Origin of the sequence: Burkholderia sp. BCC1999, assembly GCF_905339975.1 — a bacterium.
Taxonomy (GTDB): Bacteria; Pseudomonadota; Gammaproteobacteria; order Burkholderiales; family Burkholderiaceae; genus Burkholderia.
This window is the reverse complement of record NZ_CAJPHP010000035.1, coordinates 19,407-44,916: the sequence shown is the minus strand read 5'-3', so window position 1 is coordinate 44,916 and position 25,510 is coordinate 19,407. Positions and strand designations below refer to the sequence as shown.

General features: G+C 67.1%; 18 protein-coding genes. 7 read left to right on the top strand and 11 right to left on the bottom strand.

The features are described 5' to 3' along the window. Nucleotides 1-214: 214 nt before the first annotated feature. Nucleotides 215-2,392: an ornithine decarboxylase gene (locus tag U5809_RS32960; RefSeq protein ID WP_322089623.1), complete on the bottom strand. Its 2,178-nt coding sequence runs from the start codon at nucleotides 2,390-2,392 to the stop codon at nucleotides 215-217. A gap of 508 nt (nucleotides 2,393-2,900) precedes the next feature. Here U5809_RS32960 and U5809_RS32955 point away from each other — a divergent pair. Beyond that, entirely contained in the window at nucleotides 2,901-5,201 is a 2,301-nt protein-coding gene (locus U5809_RS32955; RefSeq protein WP_322089622.1) for an Orn/Lys/Arg decarboxylase N-terminal domain-containing protein, read from the top strand. A 61-nt stretch (nucleotides 5,202-5,262) separates the two neighbouring features. Then, nucleotides 5,263-6,648, top strand: coding sequence for a putrescine-ornithine antiporter (gene potE, locus U5809_RS32950; protein ID WP_322089621.1), 1,386 nt, complete (start codon nucleotides 5,263-5,265; stop codon nucleotides 6,646-6,648). Between the two features lie 19 nt (nucleotides 6,649-6,667). On the opposite strand, the gene U5809_RS32945 is transcribed toward potE, so the two are convergent. Next, on the bottom strand, nucleotides 6,668-7,576 hold the full coding sequence (locus tag U5809_RS32945; RefSeq protein WP_322089620.1) for a LysR family transcriptional regulator: 909 nt from the start codon (nucleotides 7,574-7,576) through the stop codon (nucleotides 6,668-6,670). 510 nt (nucleotides 7,577-8,086) lie between these two features. Between U5809_RS32945 and U5809_RS32940 the strand changes: the two genes are divergently transcribed. The 3 genes from U5809_RS32940 to U5809_RS32930 all read left to right on the top strand — a co-directional run bounded on the left by U5809_RS32940 (nucleotide 8,087) and on the right by U5809_RS32930 (nucleotide 14,335). Continuing rightward, nucleotides 8,087-13,183: a YadA-like family protein gene (locus tag U5809_RS32940; protein ID WP_322089619.1), complete on the top strand. Its 5,097-nt coding sequence runs from the start codon at nucleotides 8,087-8,089 to the stop codon at nucleotides 13,181-13,183. Between the two features lie 44 nt (nucleotides 13,184-13,227). Beyond that, complete coding sequence (locus tag U5809_RS32935) at nucleotides 13,228-13,653, top strand: outer membrane protein assembly factor BamE (RefSeq protein WP_322089618.1); 426 nt, start codon at nucleotides 13,228-13,230, stop codon at nucleotides 13,651-13,653. 100 nt (nucleotides 13,654-13,753) lie between these two features. Further along, nucleotides 13,754-14,335, top strand: a complete 582-nt coding sequence (locus U5809_RS32930) for a putative glycolipid-binding domain-containing protein (RefSeq protein WP_322089617.1) — start codon at nucleotides 13,754-13,756, stop codon at nucleotides 14,333-14,335. Between the two features lie 4 nt (nucleotides 14,336-14,339). Here the strand turns inward: U5809_RS32930 and U5809_RS32925 are convergent, their stop codons facing one another. Both U5809_RS32925 and U5809_RS32920 read right to left on the bottom strand, forming a co-directional pair. Beyond that, nucleotides 14,340-15,332 carry a sulfonate ABC transporter substrate-binding protein gene (locus U5809_RS32925; RefSeq protein WP_322089616.1) on the bottom strand — a complete coding sequence of 331 codons (993 nt, stop codon included), beginning with the start codon at nucleotides 15,330-15,332 and terminating at the stop codon, nucleotides 14,340-14,342. 182 nt (nucleotides 15,333-15,514) lie between these two features. Further along, the gene (locus tag U5809_RS32920; protein ID WP_282510741.1) at nucleotides 15,515-15,922 is read right to left on the bottom strand and encodes a DUF427 domain-containing protein; all 408 of its coding nucleotides are present in this window, start codon (nucleotides 15,920-15,922) and stop codon (nucleotides 15,515-15,517) included. Nucleotides 15,923-16,221: 299 nt separating this feature from the next. Between U5809_RS32920 and U5809_RS32915 the strand changes: the two genes are divergently transcribed. Then, nucleotides 16,222-17,883: an ABC transporter substrate-binding protein gene (locus U5809_RS32915; RefSeq protein ID WP_322089615.1), complete on the top strand. Its 1,662-nt coding sequence runs from the start codon at nucleotides 16,222-16,224 to the stop codon at nucleotides 17,881-17,883. Nucleotides 17,884-17,946: 63 nt separating this feature from the next. Here U5809_RS32915 and U5809_RS32910 read toward each other — a convergent pair whose 3' ends face one another. The 6 genes from U5809_RS32910 to U5809_RS32885 all read right to left on the bottom strand — a co-directional run bounded on the left by U5809_RS32910 (nucleotide 17,947) and on the right by U5809_RS32885 (nucleotide 23,806). Further along, nucleotides 17,947-18,894 (bottom strand): TauD/TfdA dioxygenase family protein, encoded by a 948-nt coding sequence (locus tag U5809_RS32910; protein ID WP_322089614.1) that lies wholly within the window; start codon nucleotides 18,892-18,894, stop codon nucleotides 17,947-17,949. Between the two features lie 150 nt (nucleotides 18,895-19,044). Next, complete coding sequence (locus tag U5809_RS32905; RefSeq protein ID WP_322089613.1) at nucleotides 19,045-19,998, bottom strand: TauD/TfdA family dioxygenase; 954 nt, start codon at nucleotides 19,996-19,998, stop codon at nucleotides 19,045-19,047. Between the two features lie 143 nt (nucleotides 19,999-20,141). Next, nucleotides 20,142-20,987 carry an ABC transporter ATP-binding protein gene (locus U5809_RS32900; RefSeq protein WP_322089612.1) on the bottom strand — a complete coding sequence of 282 codons (846 nt, stop codon included), beginning with the start codon at nucleotides 20,985-20,987 and terminating at the stop codon, nucleotides 20,142-20,144. Between the two features lie 40 nt (nucleotides 20,988-21,027). Beyond that, nucleotides 21,028-21,849, bottom strand: coding sequence for an ABC transporter permease (locus U5809_RS32895; RefSeq protein ID WP_322089611.1), 822 nt, complete (start codon nucleotides 21,847-21,849; stop codon nucleotides 21,028-21,030). A gap of 31 nt (nucleotides 21,850-21,880) precedes the next feature. Then, entirely contained in the window at nucleotides 21,881-22,723 is an 843-nt protein-coding gene (locus U5809_RS32890) for an ABC transporter permease (protein ID WP_322089610.1), read from the bottom strand. A gap of 15 nt (nucleotides 22,724-22,738) precedes the next feature. Beyond that, entirely contained in the window at nucleotides 22,739-23,806 is a 1,068-nt protein-coding gene (locus tag U5809_RS32885; protein ID WP_322089609.1) for an ABC transporter substrate-binding protein, read from the bottom strand. Nucleotides 23,807-24,023: 217 nt separating this feature from the next. Here U5809_RS32885 and U5809_RS32880 point away from each other — a divergent pair, with 217 nt between their 5' ends. Beyond that, on the top strand, nucleotides 24,024-24,398 hold the full coding sequence (locus U5809_RS32880) for a phage protein NinX family protein (protein ID WP_322089608.1): 375 nt from the start codon (nucleotides 24,024-24,026) through the stop codon (nucleotides 24,396-24,398). Nucleotides 24,399-24,420: 22 nt separating this feature from the next. Here U5809_RS32880 and U5809_RS32875 read toward each other — a convergent pair whose 3' ends face one another. Next, nucleotides 24,421-25,407, bottom strand: coding sequence for an ABC transporter substrate-binding protein (locus U5809_RS32875; protein WP_322089607.1), 987 nt, complete (start codon nucleotides 25,405-25,407; stop codon nucleotides 24,421-24,423). Nucleotides 25,408-25,510: the final 103 nt, after the last annotated feature.

Here is a 25,510-nt window from a genome sequence, read left to right as displayed (position 1 = left end):
AAACCCCTCCTGTACGGCCGACACGACAGCGCCGGGCAGGGGCGGGGCCGCATCGGATCGAATCGACGGATGGGTTTCGAGGCGAGGCTTCGGTTATCCCGGAAAGCAGGACGGTACCGCACGGTCAGGCGGGGCGCAAGTGTCGATGCCTGGCGCCCGCGCCCGCGCCGTGCGGCAGTCGCGAAGAAGGGCGGCGCGCGGTCGCCCGGCAGGTTCAGCGCGATGCGTCGACGCCGGCCGCCACCACATACGCCGACGCCTGCTTCGTGCCGTCCGGTTTCGTTTCCAGGTACACGCCCTGGATCTCCGGTTCGAAGCCCGGCAGCGCGTTGATCCCGGCCTCCAGCGCACGGAAATAGTCGAGCGCTGGGCCGCCCCACGCTTCGCCGGGCACCACGCAGAAGATGCCGGGCGGATAGGGGAGCGCGCCTTCGGTCGCGATCCGGCCTTCGATGCGCTCGAGCGTGACGAGCTCGACGTTGTTGCGGATCAGCTCGGCATTCGCGGCCTGCGGCTGCATCACCTGCTTCGGGAACTGCGCGCGCCGGAACATCTGCTTTTGCAGGTGCTTCATGTCGTGGCTGCGGTAGAAGTCGTGCATGCGCTGGCACAGCTGCCGCAGGCGCATGGTGCCGTACAGCTCCGGATAGGCTTCGCACAGCGACGGAATCGCTTCGCGCAGGGGCGTGTCCTGATCGAGATGGCGCTCGAACTGCGCGAGATGCGCGACCAGATGCTGCAGCTTGCCGAAACTTTCCGACGGTGTGAGCAGGAACAGGATCGTGTACAGGTCGGCCTTCTCGGGCACGACGCCGTGTTCACGCAGGTAGCGCGCGAGGATCGGCGCCGGCGCGCCGAACGGCGCGTACTCGTGCGTGTCGCGATCGATGCCGGGCGTCGTCAGCAGCAGCTTGCACGGGTCGACGAAATACTGGTCGTTCGCATAGCCTTCGAAGCCGTGCCAGGTGTCGGCCGGGTGGAAGCGGAAGAAGCGCAGGTCGTCGACGATCTGCTCGGTCGGGTAGTCGGCCCACGGGCGGCCGTCGATCTGCTGCGGAACGAACGGGCGGATCTGGCGGCAGGTCTTCATCAGCAGCTTGCGCGCATCGACGCCATGCGCGACGCAGTCGCGCCACAGCCGCTTGCCGGCCGGGCCCGCGTGCATCTGCGCGTTGACGTCGAGCGCCGCGAACATCGGGTAGAAAGGGCTCGTCGACGCATGGATCATGTACGCGTTGTTGAAGCGCCGGTGATCGCAGAAGCGCTTCTGGCCTTCGATGTGGCTGTCCTTCTTGTGGATCTGCGATGTTTGCGAGAAGCCGGCCTGCTGCTTGTGCACCGACTGCGTGACGAAGATGCCGGGATCGTCGGGGCCGAGCGTCAGCATCAGCGGCGAGCAGTCCTGCATCATCGGGATGAACTGCTCGTAGCCGACCCACGCCGAATCGAACAGGATGTAGTCGCACAGATGCCCGATCCGGTCGACGATCTCGCGTGCGTTGTAGATCGTGCCGTCGTAGGTGCCGAGCTGGATCACCGCGAGCCGGAACGGGCGCGGCAGGTCGGCGCGCTCGGGTGCGACGTCGCGGATCGCGTCGCGAATGCGTGCTTCGTCGAGCGCCGCGCTGTCGACGCCGCCGATCAGGCCCCACGCGTTGCGTGCGGTTTCGAGGTAGACCGGCCGTGCGCCCGACAGCACCAGTGCGCCGAGGTGCACCGACTTGTGGTTGTTGCGGTCGAACAGCACGAGATCGTCGGGCGCGAGCAGCGCGCTCGTGACGACCTTGTTCGACGTCGATGTGCCGTTCAGCACGAAGTAGGTCTTGTCCGCGTTGTAGATCCGCGCGGCGTTGCGCTGCGCTTCCAGCGCGGGGCCTTCGTGGATCAGCAGGTCGCCGAGCCGGACGTCCGCGTTGCAGAGGTCGGCGCGAAAGATGGTTTCGCCGAAGAAGTCGAAGAACATCCGGCCGAGCGGGTGATTCGAGAAGAACTGGCCGCCCTGGTGGCCCGGGCAGTCGAACTCGACGTAGCCGCGCTGCACGTATTCGCGCATGACCTTGAAGAACGGCGGCAGCAGGTTCTCGCTGTAGATGTCGGCGGCGGCGGAAATCTGCCGGCCGTAGTAGTGGCGGCCGCCGTGGCGGAGCTGGATCACGCCGTTCGCACTCGGCAGGATCGACGGCGGCACTTCCTGGTCGGGTTCCACCGCGACGAAGAACGGAATCGCGAAACCGGTTCTTTCAACGGTTTTCAGCACCTTTTGTGCTGATTCGATTCCGACGACGATTGCCGCGATATTCGTGAAATCGGTCTGGAATACGTCGACCTGTTCGTGCGTGGTGAGGAAGGCGCCAATCAGCGCCGGCTCGACTGCGATTTTCAACAGGCTCACGCGAACTCTCCCGTAAATGTGCGCAAGCGGGAGCGCTATTCGCACCGGCGCGTCGTCCTGATCCGACATGCGCCGTAGCCGATTGAAACGCTCCCGCGAATACTGAATGCCGAATGCGCGCTGCTCGACTTGGCCTTGCTTGGCGCGGCACATCCGCGTTCGGACAGTGCCCGGCGCAGCCGATCGTAGCAACAAAAGCAAGCGAATTCAATCGACCGCAATCGACTATGTCATTACGAGATGAGCATGATCAAATAATCGGGAATTGGCATGCTGCAGTGCACATAAAAATGATCAAATTATGAAATCCGTTTTGAAAGGCGCCGATAGTTTCACCGAATCATCAGCTTTTCATCGAAAGGCATCTATGGCATAGTCGGCTCCGAATTGGATGGCGAATCAAACCGGAATTGCGAGCGTCTCACGCCGCGGACCGTAGCCTGCTGTCCGCGTGCTCGTGGGATGAACAACACAACAATCGAAGCATCGGAACCGCGAGGGCAACATCATGAATACTTCAGCCGGTGGCATTCGTCGTCTCGGCATGCGCGCACTGCTGGTCGATGACGAGATCACGCAGGAAACGGCGACCGGGCGTGCGGTCCGTACGCTGAGCGCGGAGCTCGTGCAACGCGACATCGACGTGCTCACGGCGACATCCGCCGACGATGCGATCATGCTGATCCGTTCCGATCCGTCGATCCAGTGCGTGCTGCTCGACTGGGATCTCGGCGTGGACGGCCACGGGCCGTCGGAGGCCGTGGTCGACGCGGTTCGGCAGCGCAACGCCAATGTGCCGATCTTCCTGCTGGCCGACCGCAGCGTCGCGTCGTCGGTGCCGTCCGCGGTGATGGGGCAGGTCGACGATTTCGTGTGGCTGCTCGAGGATACGGCCGACTTCATCGGCGGGCGCATCCACGCGGCGATCGAACGCTATCGCTCGACCGTGCTGCCGCCGATGTTCGGCGCGCTCGCGAAGTTCTCCCGCGTCTATGAATACTCGTGGCATACGCCCGGACATACCGGCGGCACGGGCTTCCTGAAATCGCCGGTCGGCCGCGCGTTCTTCGAATACTTCGGCGAATCGCTGTTCCGCTCGGACCTGTCGATCTCGGTCGGCGAACTCGGCTCGCTGCTCGATCACTCGGGCCCGATCGGCGAAAGCGAACGCTACGCGGCGCGCGTGTTCGGCGCGCATCGCACCTATCACGTGACGAACGGCTCGTCGACGTCGAACCGCATCATCCTGATGGCGAGCGTGAGCCGCGACCAGATCGCGCTGTGCGACCGCAACTGCCACAAGTCGGCCGAGCACGCGATGACGATGTCGGGCGCGATCCCGACCTACCTCGTGCCGACACGCAACCGCTACGGGATCATCGGGCCGATCGCCTCCGAGCGCCTCACGCAGACGGCGATTCGCGAAGCGATCTCGTCGAACCCGCTCGCGGCCGGGCTGGCCGATCGCCAGCCGAAGCACGCGATCATCACGAACTCGACGTACGACGGCCTCTGCTACAACGTCACGCGCGTGGAAGAGCTGCTCGGCGCGAGCGTCGACCGGCTGCACTTCGACGAAGCCTGGTACGGCTACGCGCGTTTCAATCCGATCTACCGCGACCGCCATGCGATGCACGGCGACCCGCGCGACCATCACAAGGATCGCCCCACGGTGTTCGCGACGCAGTCGACGCACAAGCTGCTGACCGCGCTGTCGCAGGCATCGTACATCCACGTGCGCGACGGCCGCAGCCCGATTCCGCATGGTCAGTTTAACGAAACGTTCATGATGCACGCATCGACGTCGCCGAACTACGCGATCATCGCGTCGAACGACGTTGCCGCGGCGATGATGGACGGCCCCGGTGGCGCCGCGCTGACGCACGAGTCGATCGAGGAGGCCGTCGCGTTCCGCCAGATGATCGCGCGGATGAACAGCGAATTCGGCGCGAAGGGCGACTGGTTCTTCGAATGCTGGCAACCCGACACCGTGCTCGAGGCGCGCACGGGCCGCACGTTGCCGTTCCACGATGCGCCGCCCGAGCTGCTCGCGAGCGACCCCGCATGCTGGGTGCTGCGCCCCGGCGCGCAATGGCACGGCTTCGGCAACATCGAGGACGGCTACTGCATGCTCGATCCGATCAAGGTGTCGATCGTCACGCCGGGCGTCGCACCGGCCGGCGGCCTGATGCCGGTCGGCATCCCGGCGAGCGTCGTGACCGCGTATCTCGATGCGCGCGGGATCGTCGTCGAGAAGACGACCGACTTCACGATCCTGTTCCTGTTCTCGATCGGCATCACGAAGGGCAAGTGGGGCTCGCTCGTCAGCGCGCTGTGCGACTTCAAGCGCGACTACGATGCGAACCTGCCGCTCGACCTGGCGATTCCGTCGCTCGCGAAGGAGCATGGTTCACGGTATGCGGGCATGGGGCTGAAGGACCTGGCCGACACGATGTTCGCGGCGATGGAGCAACTCGGCACGACGCGGCTGATGTCGGAGGCGTTCTCGATCCTGCCGACGCCGGAGATGAGCCCGGTGCGCGCGTACGAGCATCTCGTGCAGGGCCGCGTCGAGCAGGTCACGCTCGAAGAACTGGCCGGGCGCACGGTCGCCACCGGCGTCGTGCCGTATCCGCCGGGCATTCCGCTGTTGATGCCGGGCGAGAACGCGGGGCCGGCCGGCGGCCCGGTGCTCGGCTATCTGAAGGCGCTCGAAGCGTACGACCGGCGTTTCCCGGGCTTTGCGCACGACACGCACGGCGTGGAAGTCGAGGACGGCACGTATCGCGTGTACTGCCTGACGGCGTGAGCGCCTGAACGGACGAACGAGCGACCGGCCGCGCGCGGCCTCACATCGAAGGATCGACATCATGGAAAACGCAGCGCGCATGACCGACGCGGCCCCGGCGGCCGCGTCGAAGAACCGGATGAATGTCTGGCAGCTGACCATCCTCACGGCGGTCAACATGATGGGCTCCGGCATCATCCTGCTGCCGTCGAAGCTCGCGCAGGTCGGCACGATCTCGCTGCTGTCGTGGATCGTCACGGCCGGCGGCTCGCTCGCGCTGGCCTACGCGTTCGCGCGCTGCGGGATGCTGAGCCGCAAGCCGGGCGGGATGGGCGGCTACGCGGAATACGCGTTCGGCAAGGCCGGCAACTACATGGCGAACTATACGTACGGGCTGTCGCTCGTGATCGCCAACGTCGCAATTGGCGTCACGGCGGTCGGCTACGGCACCGTGCTGTTCGACGCGACGCTGTCGCCGCTGCAGACGGGGCTGTGGACGATCTTCCTGCTCGTGCTCACGACGGTCGCGAACTTCGGCGGCTCGCGCATCACTGGCCGGATCGGCGCGGTGACCGTGTGGGGCGTGATCGTCCCGGTCGTCGTCGTGTCGCTGATCGGCTGGTTCTGGTTCAGCGGCGCGACCTGGGGCGCGGCATGGAACCCGAACAACATGCCGTTCGGGCCGGCCGTCGGCAGCTCGATCGCGGTGACGTTGTGGGCGTTCCTTGGGCTCGAATCGGCATGCGCGAACTCGGATGCCGTCGAAAATCCCGAGCGCAACGTGCCGATCGCCGTGCTCGGCGGCACGATCGCATCGGCGATCTTCTACATCGTGTCGACCAACGTAATCGCGGGCATCGTGCCCAATGCGATCCTCGCGAAGTCGAACGCGCCGTTCGGCATCGCATTCGCGACGATGTTCACGCCGACCGTCGGCACGATCGTCACCGCGCTGATGGTGATCGCGTGCATCGGCTCGCTGCTGGGCTGGCAGTTCACGGTCGCGCAGGTGTTCAAGAGTTCGGCGGATGTCGGCTACTTCCTGCCGGTGTTCGCGAAAGCGACGCGCACCGGCACGCCGATCGTCGGCATGGTGATCCTGCTCGTCGCGCAGGTCGCGCTGGCGCTGATGACGATCAGCCCGGAACTGAGTAGCCAGTTCCAGAAGATCGTCGATCTGGCGGTCGTCACGAACCTCGTGCCCTACGTGATGTCGATGGCCGCGCTGATCACGATCCAGAAGGTCGCGAAGGTGCCGCCCGGCAAGGCACTGGTAACGAACGTGATCGCGATGGTCGCCACCGCGTACAGCTTCTATGCGCTATTCAGCTCGGGCGAGCAGGCGCTGATGCTCGGCGGCCTGTGCGTGTTCCTGGGCTGGACGCTGTTCGGCTTCGTCAGCGCTCGCTTCTACCAGATGGAAGTCGACGCGCACGTGAAGGAGCCGGGCAAGTCGCTGCAGGCGTGACGGTGGTGGCCGGTGACGGCTACCGGCGACGCTTCGTCAGCAGCAGCGGGACCTCCTTCTTCAGCAGGTCGACGACTGCGCGCACGCGTGGCGGCAGCGGCCGTTGCGCCTGCACGAGCGCATTGAGCGCGAAGTCGGGGATTGTGTAGCGCGGCAGGATCTCGACGAGCTTCCCCTGCTGGAATGCGGTGATGCAGGCCGGCAACTGGACCACGCCGATGCCGCCGCCGGCCACGATCGTGTCGTACATCGGGCGCCAGTGGCTCGTCGTCATCACCGTCTGGATCCGCGCGTATTCGACGGTCTTGTCTTCATCCTGCAGCGGCAGCTGCTCGTTCGCGAAGATGCCTTTCACGCGGATGAACGGATGGCTCGCGAGGTCGGTCTTCGTTTCGATCGGGCCGAACCGGTCGAGATACGACGGCGCGGCCACGAGCACACGGCCGACTTCGCCGATCGGATGCGCGACGAACCCGCCGTCGCCGAGCTGGCCGAGACGCATCGAAATGTCGACGCCTTCCGTGACCGGATCGACGATGTTGTCGTTCAGCACCAGGTCGATGTGCAGCCGTGGGTAGGCCGTGCGGATCTGCATCAGCGCATGCGGCATCACGACCTCGCCGAAGCATTGCGGCGCCGCGAGCCGGATCGTGCCGACGAGCGTGTTTTCCGTTTTCGATACCGCGGCAATCGTGTCTTCCGCCGCTTCGAGCAGCTCCTTGCTGCGCGCGTAGAAGATGCGGCCTTCCTCCGTGCAGTTGAGCGTGCGCGCGCTGCGCATCAGCAGCCGGGTGCCGAGAAATTTCTCGAGCTTGTCGATGCGCTCGCTGACGGCCGGCTGGCCCATGTCGAGATCCCGGGCCGCGCCGGACATCGTCCCGCGCTCTACGACCCTGACGTAGATCCGCATCGTCGCCAACAAATCCATGAAATCGCGCCTCTTGTCTGATTAGAATCGGCTTATAATCCACACCGAAATTCCATGATTCATTCCCGGATGGCGTGTAATGTGCGCCGCATGCGAAGAATATTCCGGTAAATACAACGTATTCACAACCAGCCGGAAAATATTTCGCATGTCGATCCGTTTTTCAATCGAAAGATGGTACTAAAGCGCCATTCCGCGAGGGATGTGCATCGAGCCGATATTGGATATCGGCTCGACAACCTACCGCCAAACCCTGACGCGCCGTAACCTTCGCCGCGATCTGTCCGTTTCGACAGGTCCTGGTTGATGCACGGCATGGCTCGTTGCATCCCCATCGATCTCACTTCTCCTGACCGGATCGTCCGGCGTTGTCACCTGTTCCGGTGATATCGCGTCGAACGCCCGGTCCGTCAGTCTGCTTCGGTTTCTCCCGGCTTCCTGCTTTTCGCGTCTGCAACAGCAGGTTGATCTGCACTACTGATCGGTTGTACTGAAAACTATAAAACCGCTATGAACAAGATATACAAAACGATCTGGAATGAATCGGTCCGCGCGTGGATCGCGGTTCACGAGAACGCCGCCGCGAGCGGCAAGCCGGCGCGCAGCGCGCGTAGGCACGTATCGCGCGGGTTGCTCGCGCTGGGCGTGGCCGCAACCGGTTTCGCGGCGATGACGCCGGGTGCGTTTGCGCAGACCGTCGTATCGGGCGGGGCCAACAACGCATCGTCGGGCAAGACGGCGTCGGTCGACTCGGGTTGCGGCCAGAATTTCGTCGACCGGAAAAATCCGGGCAACACGTCGTCGGGCGGCGCCACGTACATGCTGACCAACGGCTGTTCGACGGCGGTCGGCAACAATGCGTCCGCGCAGTCAGCCGGTGTGGCGCTCGGCGATCGCGCGAGTGCCGCGCAGGGCGGCGTGGCGCTGGGCGTCGGCGCGGCAGCGGTACAGGGCAACTCGGGCGTGGCGATCGGGCCGGTTGCGCTGTCGGGGGGCAACACGAGTATCGCGATCGGCCGGCAATCGGCGGCCACCGGCGATTATTCGATGGCGCTCGGCAACGTCGCGTATGCGAAGGGCGAGAGCGGTATCGCGATGGGGCACTCGGCGCTGGCGGACGGCTACCGGTCGATCGCGATCGGCGCATCGGATTCGCGTGCGGCCGGCAACGACGGCGTGTCGAATGGCGCGAACTACAACCCGGCCACTCAAACGCGAGCGAGCGGGACGAACTCGGTGTCGCTCGGTGCGGGGGCCGTGACGAGCGTCGATGACAGCGTGGCGCTCGGCTCGAACAGCGTCGGCGCGGCGAATGCGGCAGGCCCCGCGAAGTTCAGCGGCGATGCGATTGCGTCGACCGGCGCCGTGTCGATCGGCAGCGCGGGCAGCGAACGTCAGATCAAGAACGTCGCCGGTGGTACGGCCGCGACCGATGCGGTCAACGTGAACCAGTTGACCGCGGTGTCGGACCGTGCGGTCAAATACGACACGAACCCGGACGGGTCGGTCAACTACGGCAGCGTGACGCTGAACCCGGGCGGCGTGCCGTCGAAGCTCGGCAACGTGGCGGCGGGCGATGTGTCGTCGACCAGCACCGATGCGGTGAACGGTGCGCAACTGAACCAGACGAACCAGACCGTCAACAACCTGGGCGGCAGCACGGCATCGGCAATCGGTGGCGGTGCGTCGTACGACCCGGCGACGGGCAAGGTGACGAGCCCGACGTACAACATCGCGGGCGGCCAGCAGACGACGATCAGCGACGCGATCAACGCACTGAACGAAGGCTGGAACGTGACGACGAGCGGCAACGCGAGCGGCACGTCGGTGGCGGCAATCAAGCCGGGCACGACGATGACGGTCGACGGCGGCAAGAACATCGCGCTAACGCAGAACGGTTCGACGATTTCGATTGCGACGAGCGACACGCCGACGTTCACGAGCGTGGGGATCGACAACGGCGGCCCGGTGCTGTCGGGGTCGGGGCTGAACATGGCCGGCCAGAAGATCACGAACGTCGCGGCCGGTGACGTGTCGTCGACCAGCACCGATGCGGTGAACGGTGCGCAACTGAACCAGACGAACCAGACCGTCAACAACCTGGGCGGTAGCACGGCATCGGCAATCGGTGGAGGCGCATCGTACGACCCGGCGACGGGCAAGGTGACGGGGCCGACGTACAACATCGCGGGCGGCCAGCAGACGACGATCAGCGACGCGATCAACGCACTGAACGAAGGCTGGAACGTGACGACGAGCGGCAACGCGAGGGGCACGTCGGTGGCGGCAATCAAGCCGGGCGCGACGATGACGGTCGACGGCGGCAAGAACATCGCGCTGACGCAAAACGGTTCGACGATTTCGATCGCGACGAGTGACACGCCGACGTTCACGAGTGTGGGGATCGACAACGGCGGCCCGGTGCTGTCGGGATCGGGGCTGAACATGGCCGGCCAGAAGATCACGAACGTCGCGGCCGGGGACGTGTCGTCGACGAGCACCGATGCGGTCAACGGTGCGCAACTGAATCAGACGAACCAGACCGTCAACAACCTGGGCGGCAGCACGGCATCGGCAATCGGTGGCGGTGCGTCGTACGACCCGGCGACGGGCAAGGTGACGGGTCCGACGTACAACATCGCGGGCGGCCAGCAGACGACGATCAGCGATGCGATCAACGCACTGAACGAAGGCTGGAACGTGACGACGAGCGGCAACGCGAGCGGCACGTCGGTAGCGGCGATCAAGCCGGGCGCGACGATGACGGTCGACGGCGGCAAGAACATCGCGCTGACGCAGAACGGTTCGACGATTACGATCGCGACGAGCGACACGCCGACGTTCACGAGCGTGGGGATCGACAACGGCGGCCCGGTGTTGTCGGGGGCGGGGCTGAACATGGCCGGCCAGAAGATCACGAGCGTCGCACCCGGCGACGTGTCGTCGACCAGCACCGATGCGGTGAACGGCGCGCAGCTGAACGACGCGAATCAGAAGATTCGGCAGGCGAGCGACCAGGCGGTGAAGTACGACACGAACCGCGACGGTTCGATCAACTACAACAGCGTGACGATGAACCCGGGCGGCACGCCGACGAAGGTCACGAACGTGGCGGCGGGCGACGTGTCGGCGACGAGCACGGATGCGGTGAACGGTTCGCAGCTTAACGAAACGAACGGAAACGTGACGAAGCTGGGCGATACGCTGAACCATATCGCCGGCGATACGAGCCAGTCGTACACGGACCAGAACGGAACGGGCATCCGTTACGCGCGCACGAACGAAGCGGGCCTCGCGCAGACGGATGCATTCGCACAGGCGCCCGGCAGCACGGCCGTCGGTTACGCGGCGACCGCCAGTGCGGACGACGCGCTGGCGCTGGGTCGCCAGGCGACGGCCTCGCATGCCGGCAGTGTCGCACTGGGCGCACATTCGATCGCGAACGGCAGCACGCTCGGGAACGCGGCATACAACCCGGGCACCGGCCCGCTCGCGGGGACGAGCCCGGTTGGCGAAGTGAGCATCGGCAGCGGCGGCGCGGAACGCCGGATTACGAACGTCGCGGCCGGTTCGGCCGATACGGACGCCGTGAACGTGAGCCAGCTGAAGTCGGTGGAAACGAGCGTCGGCGATGTAAGCGACCGCGCGGTGAAGTACGACGGCAACCCGGGCGATCCGAAGACGCGGATCACGCTCGACGGCCCGGCTTCGACGGACGGCGGCAAGACCGGCGGCACGAAGATCACGAATGTCGCGCAGGGCGACGTGTCGGCGAACAGCACCGACGCCGTCAACGGCTCGCAGCTCAACGAAACGAACGGAAACGTGACGAAGCTGGGCGACACGCTGAACCACATCGCCGGCGATACGAGCCAGTCGTACACCGACCAGAACGGGACGGGGATCCGTTATGCACGCACGAACGAAGCGGGCCTCGCGCAGACTGACGCATTTGCACAGGCACCCGGCAGCACGGCCGTCGGTTACGCGGCAACCGCCAGCGCCGACGACGCACTGGCGCTGGGCCGTCAGGCGACGGCGAGCCATGCCGGCAGTGTCGCGCTGGGTGCCGATGCGATCGCGGACGGCACGACCCTCGGCAATGCGGCGTACAACCCGGGCACGGGCGCGCTGGCCGGCACGAGCCCGGCCGGCGAAGTGAGTATCGGCAGCAGCGGCGCGGAGCGCCGGATCACGAACGTCGCGGCCGGCTCCGGCGACACCGATGCCGTGAACGTCAGCCAGTTGAAGTCGTTGCAGGCGGGCGTCGTCGACCTGAGCGCCGGCGCGGTGAAGTACGACCGGAATCCGGACGGCACGATCGACTACACGCACGTGACGATGAACCCGGGCGGCGCGCCGACGACGATCACGAACGTCGCGGCCGGCGAACTGTCGGCGACCAGCACGGACGCGGTCAACGGTTCGCAACTGTACGAGACGAACCGGAACGTGACGCGGCTCGGCGACCAGGTCGACAACATCGCGAACGGTGGCGGCATCAAGTATTTCCACGCGAACGGCGGCACGGCGCCGCTGCCCGACTCGCAGGCGAACGGCGTGGGCAGCGCGGCGATGGGGCCGGCGGCGAACGCCAACGGCGTCAACTCGGTCGCGGTCGGCAACGGCGCGGTCGCGAACAAGGACGGCGATGTCGCACTGGGCGCGGGCTCGGTCGCCGATCGCGGCGCGGAGCAGTACACCGGGAAATACTCCGGTGCACAGAACAGCACGGCCGGCACGGTGTCGGTCGGCGCGCCGGGCGCCGAGCGCACGATCAGCAACGTGGCCGACGGCCGCGAAGCGACGGACGCCGTGAACGTGCGCCAGCTCGATGGCGCGGTCAAGGAGGCGAAGGACTACACCGATCAGCAGGTGCAGAAGGTGGCCGGCGATGTCGTGAACGTTGGCGACGACGTGCGCAAGCTCGGCGACCGGATGACGAATGTCGAAGGCGACGTGACCAGCGTGAAGAACGGCTCGGGCGGCATGTTCCAGGTCAGCCAGGACCGGACACCGGTCGCGCCTGCCGCGAGCGGCAGCAATGCCGTTGCCGGCGGCGCGGGTGCCGTCGCGTCGGGTGCGAACAGCACGGCGCTCGGCAACCAGGCGAGCGCGACGGGCAGCAATTCGACGGCGGTCGGTAACGGTGCGAAGGCGTCGGGCAGCAATTCGGTCGCGCTGGGTGCGGGGTCCGACGGCAGCCGCGACAACGCGGTGTCGATGGGCGCGGCCGGCCGCGAACGCCAGGTTGTCAACGTGGCGCCGGGCACGGCCGGCACCGATGCGGTCAACGTCAACCAGTTGCGCGCGATGGAACACGGCCTCGGGAGCCAGATCGCGGGCGTGCGCAGCGACATGCAGAGCCTGGATCACCGGCTGACCGCGGGCGTTGCCGCGGCGATGGCGATGGCCGGCTTGCCGCAGGCGTACCTGCCGGGCAAGAGCATGATCGCGCTCGGCGGCGGCGCGTGGCGCGGCGAGAGCGGTGTCGCGCTCGGCCTGTCGACCGTGTCCGACAACGGCAACTGGGTGCTGAAGGGCTCCGCGAGCAGCACGTCGCGCGGCGATCTCGGTGCGTCGGTTGGCGTCGGCTACCAGTGGTGAGCGCACGCCTCATGAACATCCATCACAGCGGAATCCAGCGATCCATGCAAAACCAGCGCATTCGCGTATCGATCCAGGCCGCGCGCGCGGCGGCGGCCGTCTGTCTCGCCGCCGTCGTCGCGGGCTGCGGCAATCTCAGCATCGTCACACCGGAAGGCACGACCGACCGGCCCGTGATTCCGGACGTGAGCCACGCCGGCGTGAACGACGGTGCATGGCCGAACCTCGACAACCTGCGCAGCGTGCGTGCCGGAATGAACAAGACGCAGCTCTATGCGCTGCTCGGCACGCCGCACTTCTCGGAAGGGTTGATGGGCGTGCGCGAATGGGACTACCTGTTCCATCTGCCGTCGAAGAGCGGGCCGGTTCAGTGCCAGTACAAGGTGCTGTTCGATCAGGACCGCGTGGCGCGTACGTTCCTGTGGAAACCCGAAAGCTGCGCGGAGGTGGCCGGCGCGCCAGCCGGCTGAGTCTCGTCGGCGTTCTTCCGGAACAGCGGTCGGCGAAGCCGCGTGTGTTCATCGGCACGATGAGCGACAATCGGCTTCCGCGCGACCGACAGGAGACGACATGACGCAGCAGGACGAGGCCGTGCGCACGCACTGTGTCGCATGGAAGATCGTGCAGACGTGGCAGGCGTGCGAATGGTGCCGGCTCGTCGAATCGCACTCGGGCATCGACCTGTCGGGCTCGGTGTCGGGTGCGATCGACGGCGCGCCGTTTCGCGTCGACTACGCAATTGAATGCGGCGCCGACTGGCTCACGCGCTCGGCACGCGTGACACGTTGGATCGGCACGACGCAGCAGCCGTGGGACATCGCCTGCGATGCAGGCCAATGGACGATCGACGGCGTCGATGCGCCGGCGCTCGCGGGCGCGACCGATATCGACCTCGGTTTCAGCCCGTCGACCAATACGCTGCCGATCCGGCGGCTCGCGCTCGCCGTCGGCGAATCGGCCGCGATCCGCACCGCGTGGCTGCGTTTTCCGGATTTCGACTTCGTGCGCGGCGAACAGCGCTATACACGCACGGCGCCGCATCGCTATCGCTACGAGAGCGGCACGTATGCGGCCGATATCGAGATCGACGGCGCGGGCCTCGTCACCGACTACGACGAATGGCGGCGCATCGGCGCCGCGCCCGCACGGTAACGCGTCAGCGCGCGCTGGCGACCGACAGCTTGCCCGGAATCAGCTTCAGCGTGCTGAACGTGTCGGCGATGTTCTGCTGATACGCGACCGTCGCATCGGTGATGGGCTGCACGCCGTAGCCGGCACGCTTGAGTGCGACTTCGAGCGTCGGCGCGTCGAGGCCGACGAGCGGCGACAGTTGCGTGGCGACCTCGGGAACGTGATCGCGCGCCCAGCGGTCGACCGCGTCGACTTCGTCGAGCAGCGTGCGCAGCACCTGCGGGTGGGCAGCCGCATACTTGCGCGCGGCGAGATAGTACTGCGTGTTGCGCACGAGCCCGTCGCCGTTCGCGACCACGCGCGCGCCGAGCTGCCGCTCGGCGGCGGCGAAATACGGATCCCAGATCACCCACGCATCGATACTGCGCTGCACGAACGCGGCGCGCGCGTCGGCGGGCGTCAGGTAGATCGGCTGGATGTCCGCATACGTCAGGCCCGCGCGTTCGAGCGCCTTCACGAGCAGGAAGTGGACGTTCGAGCCCTTGTTGAACGCAACCTTCTTGCCGCGCAGTTGCGCGACGGTGCGGATCGGCGAATCGGGCAGTACGATGATCGCCTCGCCTTGCGGCGCGGGCGGCTCGTTGCCGATATAGACGAAATCGACGCCGCCGGCCTGCGCGAAGATCGGCGGCGTTTCGCCGACCGTGCCGACGTCGATCGCGCCGGCGTTCAGCCCTTCGAGCAGTTGGGGGCCGGCCGGGAATTCGAGCCATTGGACGGTGACGCCCTGGCTCGCGAGGCGCTTCTCGAGCGTGCCGCGTGCCTTGAGCACGACGAAGTTGCCGTACTTCTGGAAGCCGATGCGCAGCCGCGTGCCCGTGTCGTCGGCCCGGGCGGGGCCGGCCGCGAGCGGCCCGAGCGCGAGCCCGGCCAGACCGGCGGCCGCACCATGCAGCCATTGGCGGCGGCGCGGGTTTGCCGGTGTCGTTTCAGCGTCTGCGTGCGGTGTGTCGGTCATCGGGTCATCCTGCGTGCGGGTTCACGGGCCGCGCGCGGGGACGGCGCGGCCGGCGCAAGGCAGGGCCGGATGCGGGCGATGCACGCAACCGGCCGGCCCGCGCCGGATTCAGGACGATACGGCCGCGCCGGCCGGTGGCCAACCAACGATTGCGTATATGCAAATCAGCGGCACGGCGGTGCTCAATCGGTGCCGGCCGCGCTTTCCTCGATCGAGTCGACGCGATCCGGATAAAACGCGAGGTGCCCGCGAATCGCTTCGACGGCCGGATACGGATGCTCGTAGGTCCATACCGCGTTGGTTGCGCGTTCGCCGCCGGCCGGGATCGAGTAGTACGCGCAGTCGCCCTTGTACGGGCAGTAGGTCGCGTGATCCGTGCGCTGCAGCAGCGACATGTCGGCGTCTTCGCGCGGCAGGTAAAGCACGGCCGGATAGCTGGCCTCGCGCAGCGCCAGCGCATGGCGCGTATCGGCGACGACCTTGCCGGCCACCTTCACGACCACGCGCCGCGGATGCGGTTCGATCGTGATCGGATGATCGGGGCCCGGCGATTTCACGGGGCGAGAGGGCGCATCGGGACTGATCGACATCGTGGGTCCTCCATGACTCGACGGCGTAGCGGCGCCGGGCGGATCCCGGCGCGCCGGTGCCGGCGTTTGCCAGCCGATACGATGCGCCGATTCCGGAAAGTCTGCAGGGGGCCGGAAGGCGGCGGCGCGAAAGGCTGCCGGATCGTGCGCCGGCGCTCGCGTGGACGTTTTCATGCACGGGCAGCGGGATGCATCGGCGACGATAAGCAACGCCGAATTAATTGGTAAGCGATCGGCGGGATGCGCGCGAAGATCGGCCGTCGTCATTCGCATGACAGCCATCCTTTCTCTCCGCCACCATGAAGAACGCTTACGTTTCGTCAGCCACGCGTCGTACGCGTGGTGTACCGCATGCCGCCGTCGCGCTTCGCTGCATCGCCGCGTCGCTGCTGTTCGCCGGCGCGGCGACACAGGCGCTTGCCGCGCCGACCGGCAAGACGCTCGTGTACTGCACCGAAGGCAGCCCGGCCGGTTTCGATCCGGGCCAGCACACGACGAGCACGGATTTCGATGCGAGCACGTACACGGTCTACAACGGGCTCGTGCAGTTCAAGCGCGGCACGCTCGATCTCGAACCGTCGCTCGCGACGAGCTGGGACGTATCGCCCGACCAGCGCACGATCACGTTTCATTTGCGGCGTGGCGTGAAATTCCAGACGACCGCCTGGTTCAAGCCGACGCGGCCGTTCCAGGCCGACGACGTCGTGTTCACGTTCCGCCGCATGCTCGATCCGGACGATCCGTTCCGCAAGGCCTACCCGGTCAGCTTCCCGTATTTCAGCGACCTCGGTTTCGACCGCAACGTCGAGCGTATCGACAAAGTAGACGACTACACGGTGCGCTTCGTGCTGAAGACGCCCGACGTCGTGTTCGTGCGCAACCTCGCGATGGCGTTCGCGTCGGTGCTGTCGGCCGAATATGCGTCGCAGCTTGCCGCGCGGCATCGCGAGTCCGACATCAACCAGTTCCCGGTCGGCACCGGGCCGTTCCTGCTGCGCACGTACCAGAAGGATGCGCTGATCCGCTACGAGGCGAATCCCGACTACTGGAAGCCGGACGACGTGAAGCTCGCACGCCTCGTGTTCGCGATCACGCCCGATCCGGCCGCGCGCCTGCAGAAGCTGGTGGCCGGCGAGTGCCAGGTGTCGGTGTTTCCGCGCCCGGCCGATCTCGAGACGGTGCGGCGCGACCCGAAGCTGTCGCTGTTCTCGGGGATGGGGTTCAATGTCGGCTTCGTCGCGTACAACACGCAGCATGCGCCGCTCGATCGCGTCGACGTGCGGCGCGCGCTCGACATCGCAATCGACAAGACGGCGATCGTGAAGACCGTGTTCAACGGCGACGCGAAGATCGCGACCAACCCGATGCCGCCCACGCAATGGTCGTACAACCCGCGCCTGAAGGATGCGCCGCGCGATCCGGCCGCTGCGAAGGCGCTGCTCGCGCAGGCCGGGTTCCCGAACGGCTTCGACCTGACGCTGTGGGCGATGCCGGTGCAGCGTCCGTACAACCCGAACGCGCAGTTGATGGCGCAGCTGATCCAGCAGGACTGGGCGAAGATCGGCGTGCGCGCGAAGATCGTCAGCTACGAGTGGGGCGAATACAACCGCCGCGCGAAGCACGACGGCCAGCATGACGCGATCCTGTACGGCTGGTCGGGCGACAACGGCGACCCCGACAACTGGCTCGGCACGCTGCTCGGCTGCGACGCGGTGCACGGCAGCAACCTCGCGAAGTGGTGCAATCAGGATTTCGAACGACTTGTCAGCGCGGCGCGCTCGAACGCGGATGTTGCCAAGCGCACGTCGCTGTACGAGCAGGCGCAGGTCGTGTTCAAGGATCAGGTGCCGTTCACGCCGATCGCGACGTCGATCGTGTCGCTGCCGATCTCCAGGCGTGTTCACGGTCTGACGTTCTCGCCGCTCGGCGGGCACCGGTTCGACGGCGTGTGGCTCGATTGATCGGAAAGCGGCCGGCGCGCGCGTGCGCGCCGGTGTCGGCAGTAGTCGGTTGAATCGGTCGAGTCAGTTCAGCGCGACGGCCGCGGCCGCTTCGACCGGCGAGCCTTCGAGCGCAACCGACGGCCGGCCGTCGGGGCCGACCGGCACGTCGCCGGTCAGCGTCGTGCGGTAGAGCTGGCGGTCGAAGTCGAGATCGAAGATGTCGACCGGTGCAAGATGCGCGGTCGCGCGGTTGTCCCAGAACGCGATGCTGCGCGGTTCCCACTTGAAGCGGATCGTGAATTCCGGCCGCGTCACGTGCTCCCACAGCAGTTCGAGCAGCGCCTGGCTCTCGCGCGGCGCCAGGCCGACGATCGATTTCAGGAAGCTCGGGCTCACATACAGCGCGCGTTCGCCCGTCTCCGGATGCACGCGCACGAGCGGATGCTCGGTCACGAGCGGGCGGCGTTCGACGGCCTCGTCGAACGCGCCGGTCGCGCGCGCACCGGCCGGCGGCGTGAAGCGGTGGATGCCGCGCAAGCCGTCGATGAAGCCACGCAGCGGCGCGGACAGCGTCTCGTAGGCCCGCACGAGATTCGTCCAGTGCGTGTCGCCGCCGTACGGCGGGATCGTCACGCCGCGTAGAATCGACGCCCACGGCGGATTCACGGCGGCCGTCACGTCGGTGTGCCAGCCGGTCCACGGCCGGCGCACCGGTTCGCCCTCGAAGCGGGTCGCCTTGCGATGCTTCGCGATCGAGTAGACGGCCGGATGACCGTCGACATGTCCGAACACCGGGTGGCCGACCGTCGGTTCGCCGAACTGCGCGGAGAACGCGACGTGCTGCTCGTGCGTGAGGAACTGTTCGCGGAAGAAGATGACGCGCCATCTCAGCAGCGCGGCGCGGATCGCCGCGATCTGCGGCGTGGTCAGCGGTTGCGTGAGGTCGACGCCGCGGATTTCCGCACCGATATGGGCGGACAGCGGAATCACGTCGACCGGCTGGGCGGCGGGTTCGAGTAGGGCGCTCATGCGACGCTCCTGGCGGAAGTGAACGGGGCGAAGGGCCGACATCGTTGTGCGTGCAGGTGTCGGTGCGGTGACGGGACGCTCATGATCGGATCCTGGGTGCGGGGTGGCGCGGCGGCGCACAAGACATGACACCACCGCGCGAGACGGACGTTACTGCAGCGTTGCGCCCGGCCCTTTCAGCACGACGCTCTGGCGGCCATCGATGCCGACCGGCACGTCGCCGTGAACGGTCGCGCGGCGCACGACGCGGCGCGCATCGCCGTAGTCGTTGATCGCGTAGTGCTGCGTCGCGCGGTTGTCCCAGATCGCGACGTCGCCTTCCTGCCAGTTCCAGCGCACGGTGTTCTCGAGACGCGTCACATGTTCGTGGAAGACCTGCAGCAGATGCGCGGAATCCTGCGACGACAGCCCCTTGAGCCGTTGCACGAAGTGGCCGAGCACGAGCGTACGCTCGCCGGTTTCCGGATGCACGCGCACGACCGGATGCTCGGTTTCATAGACGGTCGACGTGAACACCTCGCGGTAGCGCTTCAGTTGCGTGTCGTCGGCATGCACATGCGTCGACGCGTAGTCGTAGGCGTTGGTGTGAAGCGCCCACAGCGAGTCGGCGAGTGCGCGCAACGGATCGGGGAGATGCGCGTAGGCGGCGGCCGTATTGGCCCACACGGTATCGCCGCCGAACGGCGGAATCACGACCGCGCGCAGGATCGAGATCTTCGGGTACGCATCGACGAACGTCACGTCGGTGTGCCACGAATTGGCGCGCGCGCCGTGCGCGGAATCGAGTTCGAGCAGATGGGCGCTGCCGTCGACGGACGGCACGGTCGGGTGGGCGACTGTCTCGCCGAAGCGGCGAGCGAACGCTTCCTGCGCGGTGTCGTCGAGATGGTGCTGGCCACGGAAGAACAGCACCTTGTGGCGCAGCAGCGCGGCCTGGACCGCATCGAACGTCGCATCGTCGAGCGTGGCCGTCAGCCTGACGCCGGCGATTTCGGCGCCGATCCGGCCGGCGACCTGGCGAAGCTGAAGCGGAACGGCGGCCGTGCGCGGCGCGGCGTGCGAAGCATGCGAAGGCGATTGTGCGGCGTGCTGGACTTCGGACATCGTGAGTCTCCTGGAGTCGGATCGGTCGAGTCTCCATTCAAGCAGGGACTGCGCGGAACCGGAACCGATGAATCGTCACAACCTTAGCGTTCCCGCTGCGATAAACGATAGGTGATGCAGAACAATCCGGCCGCGTGACGCGGCTACCATGCGAGCCGCCATTCGCCGATCCGGTGCGGGCGCGGCGTGTCGACGCGCTTGCCGCCCGTGCCGCCGTTGCGGGGCGGTTCGCTGTCGTCGAAATCGGCGAGCACCGTGTCGCGCAATCGCGCGAATTCCGGCGCATCGCGCCGGCGCGGCCGCGGCAGCGCGACATCGACGATGCGCTCGATGCGGCCCGGGCGCGGCGCCATCGTGACGACGCGGTCGCCGAGATAGACGGCTTCGTCGACGTCGTGCGTGACGAGCATCATCGTGATGCGCTCCTGTTCCCAGATGCGCAGCAGTTCGTTCTGCATCCGCGCACGCGTCTGCGCGTCGAGCGCGCCGAACGGCTCGTCGAGCAGCAGCACGCGCGGGCGGTTCACGAGGCCGCGCGCGATCGCGACGCGCTGGGCCATCCCGCCCGACAACTGATTCGGAAACGCATGCTCGAAGCCGTTCAGTCCGACGAGCGCGATGTGATCCGCGACCGCACGTCGCTTCGCGGCCGTGTCGAGCGGTGCGTTGCGCAATGCGGCGGCGATGTTCTGTTCGACGGTGAGCCACGGGAACAGCCGATGATCCTGGAATACGATCCCGCGTTGCAGCGACGTATCGCGCACGCGTTCGTCGCCGGCGCGGATCTCGCCGGCATAGTCGGTGTCGAGCCCGGCAACCAGCCGCAGCAAGGTCGATTTGCCGCAGCCGCTCGCGCCGACGATCGTGACGAATTCGCCGGCGCGTACGTGCAGCGATACATCGTCGAGCACGGCAAGCGTCGCGCCGCGTTGTGCGTAGTGCTTGCTCACATGGAGGATGTCGAGCGAATCGGAGGCGAGCGTCGTCATGGCAGGGCGATGAAGGGTGCAGTGGATGAGGGGCGGACGATCAGCGCGGCAGGTCGCCACGACGGGCCAGCACCTTGCGCTCGATCGCACGCGCGATCGCGTTCAGGGCCCAGCCGGTAACACCGACGACGATGATCCCGAACAGCACGAGATCCATCCGGAATTGCTCGCTGCCGTCGATCAGCGTATTGCCGATGCCGCTGCCTGCGACCAGCAGGTATTCGGCGCCGAGCGTCGCGAGCCACGAATAGATCAGGCCGAGATACAGCCCGGTGAAGATCGACGGCAGCGCGGCCGGCAGGATCACGTGGCGAATGAGCTGGAGTCGCGTGTAGCGCAGCGCGCGCGCGACGTCGACATAGGTACGCGGCACGGCGTGAATGCCATCGCACGTGTGCGCGGCGACGGGCAGCAGCGCGGCGAGCGACAGGAACACGACCTTGGCGGCGTCGCCGAGGCCGAACCACACTGAAATCAGAGGAATCCATGCGAACAGCGAGATCTGCTTGAACGTGTCGAAGCTCGGGCCGACCATCCGCGCGGCGATGCGCGATAGCCCGAGCGCGGCGCCGAGCAGCAGCCCGCCCGCGGCACCGATCGCGAAGCCGCACGCTTCGCGCGCGAGCGACGCGGACAAGGCGCGGCCGAGCGCGCCGCTCGTGGCCTGCGCCCATGCGGTGCGCAGGACGTCGGACGGGCCGACGAGCAGCCCGCTTTTCACGAAATGCGCGGACGCGATCGCCCACCAGAGTGCGAACGCAACGACAGGCAGCACGAAACCGCGCCAGTCGGGTACGTGCAGGCGGCGGGCGGGCGTGGGCGGGCCTTCCGGCGTGAGTGCGGGGATGGCGGAATCCGGCACGGTTGACTCTCCTTCGATGGGGCGGCCCGGCTCAGCCGCGAAACGCGGACGGTACGCCGCGGCGCAGGCGTGCTTCGAGTGCATCGAGCAGCCGGTTGATCAGCAGGCCGACCGCGCCGACCACGACCACGGCCGCCATCACGAGGTCGAGCTGGAACAGTTGCCGCCCGTACACGATCAGGTAGCCGAGCCCTTCGGACGACGCGACGAGCTCGACGACGACGAGCGCGAGCCACGATTTCGTGAAGGCGAGCCGTACGCCGGTCGCAAGCGTCGGAATCGCGGCCGGCAGCACGACGCGGACGATGCGTTGCCGGCGCGTATAGCCGAACACGCGTGCAACTTCGTCGAGCGCGGGCGGCGTCTGGCGGAATCCCTGCAACGTGCTCAGCGTGACGGGGACGAGTGCCGCGTGCGCGATCAGCAGGTATTTCAGCGGTTCTCCGACGCCGACGAGCAGGAGCAGGAACGGCAGCCAGCCGAGCACCGGAATCTGCACGAGCGCGTTGAAGCTTGGTAGTACATAGGCCTCCAGCGTGCGCGACAGGCCGAGTGCGACGCCGATTGAAAATCCGAGCAGCGTGCCGGCCGCAAAGCCGACCAGCACGCGTTGCAGGCTGATCAGTGTGTGGCGTGCGAGATCGCCGCTTGTCGCGAGGTCCGCGAGCGATTCGTACACGCGTTCGGGCGGCGGCAGGATCTGCGGCGCGATCCAGCCGCGCGCGCTGCCGACCGTCCACAGCGCGAACAGCAATGCGGGCAGCACCCAGGGCGCGAGCCGCCACGCGAGCCGCGTTACGACTGCCGCGCGATGCGGCGGCGTGGCGAGTGCATGACGCTCGGACGACGGAATCGAAAACGCGGTGTCGCTCATCGGCGCGGGTCCGGATCAGGAGAGGGGCTTGCCGGCCGCGTCGTACCGCTGCCAGTAGTTTTCGAGCTTCAGCGTGCGCAGCGCGTTGTCGAGATACTTCGGCTCGAACCAGCCGTCCACGTCGACCGGCTGCCGGATCAGCTTCAGGTTCAGCGCATCTTGCGCGACGGCCTTGTAGCGTGCGATGACGAACGGGTCGATCAGCGGCGACAGCCGGTCCTTCAGGCGCTGGTTCGCATAGTCGGCCTGCCACGATGCATACGGCACGCCGCTCTTCGCCCACAGCTTGAACAGCGCATCGCGGTTCGCCTCGTCGGAAGACCATTGCGCGCCTTTCACGTACGCGGTGACGACGCGCTGCACGATGTCCGGGTGCGCGCGCTCGAAATCGTCGAGTACGAGCAGGTGGGTCTGCCGCGTCAACTGCGGGCCGTCGTTCTGCGATTCGTAGATGATCCTGGCGAGCCCCGCGTCGCGCAGCTTGTACAGCTGGTAGTCGCCGACCGACGCATCGATGCCTTTCGACGCGAGCGCGGCGAGCGAGCTGGCGGAGTCGAGGTTGATCACGCGCAGGTCGCGTTCGCCGAGGCCGTTCTTCGCGAGCGCATTGTCGGCGACGAGTTGCAGGTTGGTCCCGCGAAAGATCGACACGCGGCGCTCTTTCAGGTCCTTGATCGAACGGATCGTCGAGTCGGGCGGCACCGCGATCTTGATCCCCGAGCGCACGCTGGCGGCAAGCAGCAGGCGCGTCTTGATCCCGTTCGAACGGGCGAGCACGGCAGGCAGGTCCCCCTGGTACGCGAAGTCGAGCGCCTTGTTGGCGATCGCCTCGTTGACGGCCGGCCCCGCACCCTTGAAGAACAGCCACTGCACCTTGATGCCGTCGGCGGCGAATTCCTTTTCAACCAGCTGCTGCAACTGCACGGTGGCGGCGCTCGATCCGCCGAAGGTCGGCGGATCGCCGGCGCCTTGCTGGGCGACGCCGATGCGGATGGTGGCGGGCTTGTCGGCATGCGCGGCGGCGGCCGGCAACACAATGAGGGACGCGATCAGCAGCGATCGCAGCAGGCGCAGTGGAAGCATGAATCGATCGGTCAGGAGTACGTTGGAGGGGCGGCGACGGATGTCGGTCCGTCGAATCATTCTCGATGACGCGGTTGAGGTGGACAAGAAACGATTTGAACTATGCTTATCGCAGGGCGGCGCGAGACGAAACCCTGCGCGCATGGGATACGGCCGCGGCGGCTGGGCGTGCGACGGGCACGATGCCGACCGACACGACGGTCATACGGAGACGGTCATGCAAGTCCAGGACCTGACAGGCGCGCCACTCGATTACTGGGTGGCGATGGCGTTAGACCTCGGCGCGCCACGCGTCGACGCATCGGGATGCTGCGTGATCCGCGAACGCGATGGCGCGCCGGTGCCGTTCGCGCCGTCGTCGTCGTGGGCTGACGGCGGCCCGATCGTCGAGCGGCTGTCGTTTGCCGCGTTCGAGCGCGACGGCGGGCGCGGCGAATGGCGCGCCGTGCTGCACCGGGCCGTGCCGGCTGCCGGCGAGCGCTGCACGTTCAACCAGTCGGGGCCGACGCTGCTGATCGCCGCGATGCGCACGCTCGTGGCATCGACGTTCGGCGATGACGTGCCGGATCTCGATATGGTGCGGCCACGCTGAACGCAGCTACGCGCGTCATCGCTCAGGCAGACACGTTCCGGATCGCGATCGACGCGACGTCGACGCGACGCGGCAGGATCGCATCCGCCGCTGCACGGTCGGCGACACGCTGCAGCACGTCGATGTCGGCGCCGCTGAGGCTGCGCTGCGCGAGCGCGGCCCGGTGCGCGATGTCGGTCGCCGCATCGGGCGGCAGGCGCGTGAGTGACGCATAGACGTTCGCGTAGTCGGCCGGGTGCGCCAGCGCCCATTGTCCCGCGCGGGCGAGCCGCGCAAGGACGTCCGCGAGCGCCGCGCGTTTCGCGCCGTCGTTCAGTGTCTCGATCGGCGACGTGAGGAACGCGAGCCCCGAATTGATCCCGCTGCCGTCCCGGACGATGCGCGCGCCGCGTCGCACCGCATGCCCGTAGTACGGGTCGAACGTCGCCCAGATGGCGATCCGTTTCGCTTCGAACGCGGCGAACGCGTCGACGGGCAGCACGAAACGCACGTCGACGTCGCGCGGTGCAAGGCCGTGCTCGCGCAGCGCGCCGTACAGCTGGTATTGCGAGATGCTGCCGCGCGCGGACGACACGACGACGGTTTGCCCTTTCAGGTCGGCGACGGTGCGGACCGGCGAATCGGGCTGCACGACGATGCCGAGCGACGCCGGCGAGCCGACGCGCGTCGCGACGATCCGCAGCGACGGATCGCCGAGCGCGGCCGTCAGCACGGGCAGGTCGCCGGCCGGCGCGAGATCGATCGCGCCCGCGCGCTGGGCTTCGAACAGCGGCGCGGCGCCCTGGAAATTGGCCCAGCGGAACCGGTAGGGCGTGCCGTCGAGCACGCGCGCGGCTTCGGCCAGCGCGCGCAGGCCGCCGGCCTGGTCGCCGAGCACGAGCGTGACGTCCGACAGGTCGGCGCCGGCCGCTTGGGCGGGCAATGCGGCGCCGCCGGCGAGCGGTGCGGCGGCAAGGGCGGCAAGGCGCTGCAGCACGCGGCGGCGCGCTGCGGTGGAAGAAGCATTCATCGACGGCATGTTCCGGGTGACCCGCGCCCGTGCGGCGCGGCTGCCGGGCAGGTTACGGAATCGGTTTCCGGCCGGCAAACATCGAATCGTGCAATGCATATTC